Here is an 8,246-nt window from a genome sequence, read left to right on the forward strand (position 1 = left end):
AACATTTGTTTTTAAATAATTGTAATACTATGCCGATTTCACTATATTATTCACGCAATCAAAAAAGACGATAATACTATGAGTAATATTACTAAGCTGCCTGCATTTGGCGACATGTTAAATGCTGGAATACAAACTATAAAAAATTTAAGTACGCGAAATACTATTGGGCGCACTGTATTTTACAGAGAGTTTGAGAAATTAGCGCAAATCGTAAATGATCATAAAGACATCAACTATATGAGTAACTACGATATACGCCATGAATGTCATGATGGTTCGCCTTGCTACGACGAAATTATTGATTTGATCTTAGTATGCTTATCTGCAATGGGCTTGGTTAAGGAAGATAAATTTAGTTTGATTCCTAATCTAAATCAGAACTTTGCCAATTTTATTACTTTCGATGAGAAAGTAACGCCTAAAAATATCATACGTTTAGACCCTTTCGGTAAAGTTTATTTTTGGCTGGCGGGTAATAATTTTAATCAATATATTGGTGAAGGAATACCAAATGGTGATTATATTGCTAACTTTAAACGCTTCGATAGCAAATCTTTTGCTGATTTGCAAAAAGTTAATATTGCTGCTTATGGCAAAAATGGTGACGCACTTATTAGTCATTTGATTGACGAAACTAAACGTCGAACCTCTATATTTATGAATAATTATGCAGATGCTGCTGTTGGTAATGATTTTGTCAAAGTGACGCCTGATATGATCATGGCTCAGCTTGAAAGCTTATCACCTTTGCAGTTTGAGTGGTTTTGTTTGAAATTAATTGAGAGATCCTTAGAGATAGAAAGTCCTGAAAGTAATCTAACATCTCGTCATACAGGGCGGTCTAACGATAATGGTATTGATGGACTAATTATTCAGGACTTTCCAGATGGTGAGGTGCACAATTATTATATACAGGCCAAGCTATATAGTAATGGCAATAATATATCTAATGGCGACTTGAGAAATTTCATAGGTGCATATCCTCCACAAAAAACCAATCATCATGGCATCTTTATTACTACCACTAGCTTTACTAAGCCTGCTCAAGACTATGCTAATTCGACTGATTCGCACAGTCTTATTCTCATTGATCAGATGAACTTGATCGAGTTAATGATGCAACATAAAGTCGGTTTAAAAGAGGTGAATGCCAGACCAAAATTATTATTGGACAATGACTTTTTTGAAAGAATTAAGCTATATTAAAGCAGGTCAGTATTTACTTATTTATACAAGAAAAGCTCTATGAGTTATAGCAACACATAGAGCTTTTTATAATGACTAGAGACATATATTCATAACTTAGTAACCAACCACCGCTGCATCGACAATACGTGGATCAGACGATCCATAAACACCGTTTGGTGTGAGCATGATCGATTGTGTAGATCCCATCGCGGATTTTGGACTGACCGTATGACCCATTGATTCGAGCTTTTTCACGGTATCTATATTCAGTGCTTTTTCCACTCGAATCTCATCAGGTAGCCATTGATCATGGATACGCGGCGCATGTGTTGCCTCAGCGATATTCATATCATGATCGATGACGTTGGAGATAATCTGAGTGACAGTCGTGATGATACGGCTACCACCTGGGCTACCAGTAACGATATAAGGTTTGCTGTCTTTGAATACGAGTGTCGGACTCATAGAAGACAGTGGACGCTTATTGGCTTCCACAGCATTAGCGTCACCACCAAGTAGACCGTAGCCATTTGGTACGCCCGGTTTGGCAGAGAAATCATCCATTTCATTGTTGAGCAAAATGCCTGTACCATCCGCAACGAGACCAGTACCATAAGAGAAGTTTAATGTATAAGTATTGGCTATCGCATTGCCATCTTGATCAACGATAGAGAAATGCGTGGTCTGATCACTCTCGTACGGCAGAGGATTGTTTGCTTTGATAGTAGCTGCTGGCGTGGCTTTATTGGGATCAATCAACGTACGCAGTTTATCTGCATAGGCTTGTGAGGTTAAGCCGCTGGCAGGCACATCGATAAAGTCAGCATCTCCCAGATACTCAGCTCGATCTGCATACGCCAACTGCATCGCTTCCGCCATTAAATGAATAGTCTGTGCGCTGTTTTGTCCGTAGTCTTTGAGCGGATAGCCTTCTAAGATATTCAATATTTCAATAATGTGAATACCACCAGAGGAGGGCGGTGGCATAGAGACAATCTCATAGCCACGATAGTCGCCTTTGACAGGTTCGCGAGCGATGGCTTGATAATTGGCCAAATCTTGCAGGCTCATGCTACCGCCTGCTTCATTGACTGCTTTAACCAGTTTTTGAGCGGTCTCACCCTTATAAAACCCATCGGTACCCTGTACCGCAATCCGCTTTAACGAACGCGCAAGCTCAGGCTGTTTTAGACGTTCACCTGGCTGATAAGCGCTGCCATCAGGCTTAAAAAACACTTTTTTGGTACTTGGCCATTTTTGCAGGCGATCGCTCAACGCCGTGAGTGACTCGGACAAGCCAGCGGTGACTTCTATGCCGTCTTCAGCCAGTGCTATCGCTGGTGCCATAACTTGCTCACGGCTCATCGTACCATGATCTTCTAGCGCTTTTAGTAGTCCTGCTACTGTTCCTGGCACGCCAACTGCCAAGCCATGATAGCGAGATAAGTCGCTGACAGCATTGCCTGCTTCATCGAGGTACATATCGCGTGAAGCGCTACTCGGGGCTTTTTCACGGTAATCAAGCGCCACCGTTTTGCCTTGTTTGGCATCATAAATCATCATAAAACCGCCACCACCGATATTACCCGCACGCGGCAAGGTTACTGCTAGGGCAAAACCTACTGCAACGCCAGCATCTACTGCATTACCGCCGTCTTTTAGAATCTGCAGACCAATGTCAGAAGCAAGCGCTTCTTGGGTAGCAACCATGCCGTTCTTTGCCCAAACTGGATGATGAATGGCGTCTTCAGAATAGATGGCTTGGTCACTGTTAGTATTGTTAGCATTGTTCGATGTGGTGTTAAGGGTATTGGTCTTCGCTCGCGTGATGCGCTTGGTTTCAGATAGTACCGTTGGACTATCAGCCATGATGGCCAAGTTTATGGCACTGGTATTGATTGATGTATTGTTGACCGTGGCGTTACTTATTGAGGTCGTTGACTCTACAGCCTGTGCGGATATAGATAGCAGTAACGTACTGGTAATGAGCACGGCGCTAGATTTGAGTAAGGTATTAATTTTCGGTTTACGCTGCTGAGCGGTTCGATGGTGGCGAGATAATAACTGTGACATCGCAAAGTCCTTTTTACGCGAGTGGAAAGCATAGAGCTAGGAAATAGATAAGCCTAAATAGTAACGAAAATATGAAATAGTAGAAAGTTGTTTATTATCTTTTGTGGTATACGCTTTTATAGCGTTTAGCTGTATCAGCTGTATTTCAAATAAACGAAGCTAATTTTCAAGTAGATGAAGCTACTGATAAGACAGCTGTTATGCAGAGAAAATTATTTATCAATGAAGAAATTCTTTAAAAATATTCGCTAATATTACTAAATTGTAACGTCTTGTGATATAAATAACGGTACCACTGTACACTCATTATCGACTGTCTATTCATACAAAGAGATTACTATGTCATCACACCATATTAATAACCGCAATCGACAGCGCTACTCTGAGACTGCGCCTACTTTTTTATCTAGCACTGATCATAAAAACTATAATGGTAAAAATAATAACGGTCCTCTATATCCAACCAGTAAATTGACTTCTATCGCATTGCTAGTTGGTAGTGCTTCACTTGTACTCGCAGGTTGCCAATCAACTCCAGCCAGCTCAGCTTCCAATCTGTCGTCGAATAGTAGCGCCTCTAGTACCATGATGGACTTTAGTGTCGCAAACGCCGCGCAGAGCCAACGTCAAGGTCAAGCTTTTACTGCCAGTCAAAACGCTCAGGCCGCGCGTTATGAGCAGATGTTTGATCAAGAGAAGTATCCAAATACCGAAAACCAAGCCAAATCACACTTGCTTGCAGCCATTCGTCAGCACTTGGCGACCGAGCATGTCGCAGTCGCCACAGCCAACTATCGCTCAGCACCATTCATTGACCAAGATAGTATCGACGCAGGATCGAGTAGCTTGCTCAGAACGATTATAGAAACCTATGCGTATCAGCCTGAGGGTGCATATAGCGAAAGTGATGATGAGCCATATAATGATGACTATAACGATTATGATGACGCAAAAAATTCGATAGAGTCCGACTATTCTAGTGATTATGATAAGTCTAGAGCAGAAGCTGAAGCAGAGAGAAGAGCCATTGCTGCTATATTGGCTGAAGCAGGGGAGAATGAGCCGACGAGCAATGATGCCAACAGCGATAACGAGTATGCTTACGATATAGCAGATTATGACAGTAATAATTATAGTAGCGATAATTACAGTAGTGACGACTATGATAATTATGATGAATACAGTAGCGGTACTGAAGGTATGCTCTCAGGAATGTCAGGGTTAAGTCCCAAATCAATGGCTGCAAAATATGAAGCCATGCAAATGGCAAAACAGCAAGCTAAGACAAAGACGGTAAATCGTGGCAGCCTACCAATGTCACCTACAGGCATGATTGGCAATATACTTGATATGTTCCACCGTACTCCTGAGCAAATAGCTGCATCCAATGCTTATCAGTATGAGCATTTAACATTCAATAGTGTCAGTCAATACCGTCCCAAGCAGCGCCAACTACAAAGCGTCTATAGCTACGACTACGCCACACCAACGATTAGATCATCGATACAGATACCATTAGCATTTGATTTTAATAATAGCAGTGTCGTAGTTGATCCATCGGCCATCATGCCGATTGTTGCACTTGTCAACCCGGAGAATACGCCATTACCATCACAGATGACCTCGCACACGGTGAGTTTTGGTCTGCCTGAAAGAATCACGGCACAGTTGCCACCAGCGGTGCTCTACGATGCGGTGCTCAATGCGATACAGAGCAGTATGGCTGAGCTGGCGCCTGAGCATTTTAGCGCAGTCGATACCAGTGGTGATGCGTTTGCCAAAGAAGTCGGTGCGACTCGTGCCGTAAAAGTCTATTTCGGTAGTCAGCAAAGCGGTGAGATGATCGGTAAGACCCTTAAATATGTAACGAAGTCACTGCAAGAATATGTAGATGCCAATCCAGATAAGTATCCTGATGGTGCCGCACTAAAGATAGCACTTGCTAAAGCGCAATTATACAATAAAGGCTATCAAAGCGCGGATGTCGGTTCGCTATTGCAGCTTATCGAAGCTATCGGTCCTATCTCGTTTAATCAAATCAACTACTATTATTTAGACAGCTCAGATCGACTGCTGGCCAAGCAGCAACGTGTCAATATCGGTAGTGATTTTATGGGGTCGACCACAACCATGCTAAACCAAGTACGTTACGATAAAGCCAGCTTCAACCGTCATGCCTTGACACCACTGCTTGCTGAGTCTTTTGGTCCAAACGCGATGCCTCCTATCGATGGCAATGTATGGATAGCTACGCAGCGCGAGAAAAAAGACAGATTACAAACGGCTCGCTATGCACGTTACGACTATCAAGATAGCGGTGTCGAAGGTGCTTATAGCAGTAATGAATATGGCACTGATGAGTATGGTAACGATAATGACAATGGCGCAGACGCTGTCGATGAGAGCCGAGTTGACGATACTCAAGATGATATGAATGAAAAATAGAAGTCAAATGACATTATCTCATTGCATTTCCGCTCATATCTATTAAGGATAAAAAATGAAAACAGTACATCACACCATTGCACAACGTCTGCCATTTAAGACTAAAAACAATCTGCTAATAACCAGCGCATTTTTGACAGGGGCGCTGTTGTTAACAGGTTGCCAGTCTACCAGTTTGGGCCAGTCCAACACGGTGGCTGTAAAACAAGCACCTAGCATTGCCAAAAAAACATTAGAAACAGCACTACAAAAACAGCGTCGTCAGTCCTTTAGCTATCATAGTAATCTTGAGATTGGCAATAACCAACAATTTACAGATACTGATACTAGTACGGAGAAAATGGCGGCATCAGACTATGTAGATGAACACTGCGAAGAGACACATGACCAAGCGTACGCCGCTCTAATCCTGCAAGCCGAACAGCAAAACAAAGATATCTTAGCGGTGGATTACGATACTAAGCGTGACAGCATAAGGCAGTCGTATTTTGAGTGCGTAGCTGCCTATCATGCATGGGATGACCATCAATACGATAGTGATGTAAAAGTAGCACCAGATTATCAAGCGCTATTTGATAATTATGAAGATAAACAAAGACCGTTAGATAGGAAGAAAGCACAGTTATTAGATGAGTATCTACTAAAGCCGCTTTCTATCGACTCTCAAGGGATCTATCAACCGATGGCAGGCAAGGCTACGATGCTCGCTAGTGCACAGTATCAAGCACGTAATCATCACAGCAGTATCAACCAGCCTATTTATATGGATTTTAAAAACGGTGATATTTACCTATGGGCAGATAATTTTGCGATTTTAAATTCAGAATTGTTAGACGATAAACTCGGTACAAAATGGCAAAACAAGTGGTTAAAAATAGCCATTGATGATGGTACATTGCCTAAAGGATTTGGTGGTGAAGTCATTAAAAGCCACTTTGCAGCGTTAGATGCGACTTATGATGCGGCTCCTGTCAGCCAGTTTAATTATGTAGCTCCTAACTCACTTGCTTCACTATCTCCAAAACTGCCCGCGCACCAGTTATCGGCTATGCTACCAAGCGATCAAATCATTCGCCGAGTACAAAGCTTTGAGGATTATCAAGCGTCGCAACAGAAATATATGCAAATTTTCTACGATCGAATCAGTGAAAAATACCCAGAGCTGGTACAAGAACCCGAACCGATGACAGCGTTTGAGTCGATTCAAAATCCAAAGGCATTTACCAGTAAGTCTATTGTACAAAAAATACTGGCTATGATAAAAGATCAAATGAATGAGGAAGTCACGACAGGTGAGGTCGTTGCCAATACAGAAGTACAGGAACTGTACGGGTTTGATAAACGTGGTCAACTCAAATGGGAGCACTTACGTCGTCAGTTAGATAACACTAGCGAAGCGAATAGTAATAAGGGTATGAGGATAGATGTGTTGCAGCAGTATTCTGCTATTAGCACTAAGAGCTTGGCGTTTCCTAACCTACCAAGCAATGTGCAGATGCCGAACGCTAGCAATAGCATTGATTTACGAGAGTATGGTCCTGAGCTGCTGCAATATTACCAAGATGGTAATGGCACGGCAGTAGGTAAAATGGTCTTTAACATGTTGCCGATGGTCAGAGAGCGTTTTGGTTCGGTTGAGTAACTGATTAGAGTATTAATAAGTAGATAGAAAGCATTATTAGTTTTTGAACAGGATAATTTTGCATTAAAAAAAGCGCACCTATTAAAGGCGCGCTTTTTCATTTTATACGTATACAGCTGGGTACAATAACACTTTTCCGGAGTGGTTTATTACATACCTTGATGCTGTTTGTCATGGCCTTTACGGTCTTTTGAGTGCTTGCGACCTTTTTCTTGTCTCTCTGATTTCATTTGTTCCATCTTTGCACGTTGCTCAGCAGTCAATACTTGAGCGATGGCATGTTGGGTTTGTACACGTTCGATAAAACGTTGCTTTTCTTTTGCCGCTCGTTGATCAGCCAGACGGTTTAAAGCAGCAGTATTCAAAGTGCTAGCATTGGTCAGTGCTTGTATTTGCTGATCCATTTGCGCGCGTTCCGCTTGATGTTCTGCACGGTCAGCAGTGCGATCGCCACGTTTATTTTGCATGATGGCTTTGATTTGCGCTTGCTGTGTCGCGGTTAAGTCCAGTTTTGACATTGGGCCTCTCATCGCGCCATCTTTGTGGTTCTTTTGCATTTGCGCAGTTGGCGTTGTATCAGTGGTTGCGTTAACGCTGGTGCAAGCGGTCACTGTAAATATGCTAGACGCTGCTAATACTGAGCCTAATAGTAATTTTTTCATCATAATATCCTTGATTACATTAAGTTTGATTTAATAAACACTAAATTTTTATCTCGCAAGTACCATCTGTTGAACGTTATCGCTCGTTATGGTCAGCCATCTTAGAAATGCAATACTTGCTGTTGATAGGAGTATATTACGACAGTTAAAGGTTACGAACATTTATGAAGTATTAAGAAAGGTAACGTTTCTGGTGAATTGGCAAGTGCTTGCCTGATAATATGGTTAACTAC

The 8,246-nt window shown here is 42.0% G+C and carries 5 protein-coding genes; 3 read left to right on the forward strand and 2 right to left on the reverse strand.

Annotation, left to right across the window (positions count from 1 at the left end; all coding sequences use genetic code 11):
* Positions 1-78: 78 nt before the first annotated feature.
* Positions 79-1,209, forward strand: coding sequence for a restriction endonuclease (locus B2863_RS04430; RefSeq protein ID WP_201579632.1), 1,131 nt, complete (start codon positions 79-81; stop codon positions 1,207-1,209).
* Between the two features lie 96 nt (positions 1,210-1,305).
* Here the strand turns inward: B2863_RS04430 and ggt are convergent, their stop codons facing one another.
* A complete protein-coding gene (gene ggt, locus B2863_RS04435) occupies positions 1,306-3,264 on the reverse strand; it encodes a gamma-glutamyltransferase (RefSeq protein ID WP_296207802.1) in 1,959 nt (652 codons plus the stop codon).
* Between the two features lie 339 nt (positions 3,265-3,603).
* Here ggt and B2863_RS04440 point away from each other — a divergent pair, with 339 nt between their 5' ends.
* Together B2863_RS04440 and B2863_RS04445 are read left to right on the forward strand one after the other, a co-directional pair.
* Positions 3,604-5,709: a hypothetical protein gene (locus B2863_RS04440; RefSeq protein WP_296207804.1), complete on the forward strand. Its 2,106-nt coding sequence runs from the start codon at positions 3,604-3,606 to the stop codon at positions 5,707-5,709.
* A gap of 55 nt (positions 5,710-5,764) precedes the next feature.
* Positions 5,765-7,351, forward strand: coding sequence for a hypothetical protein (locus tag B2863_RS04445; RefSeq protein WP_296207806.1), 1,587 nt, complete (start codon positions 5,765-5,767; stop codon positions 7,349-7,351).
* 149 nt (positions 7,352-7,500) lie between these two features.
* On the opposite strand, the gene B2863_RS04450 is transcribed toward B2863_RS04445, so the two are convergent.
* Positions 7,501-8,013, reverse strand: a complete 513-nt coding sequence (locus B2863_RS04450; RefSeq protein WP_296207808.1) for a Spy/CpxP family protein refolding chaperone — start codon at positions 8,011-8,013, stop codon at positions 7,501-7,503.
* Positions 8,014-8,246: the final 233 nt, after the last annotated feature.

The organism is Psychrobacter sp. UBA3480 (assembly GCF_002377945.1).
Taxonomy (GTDB): domain Bacteria; phylum Pseudomonadota; class Gammaproteobacteria; order Pseudomonadales; family Moraxellaceae; genus Psychrobacter.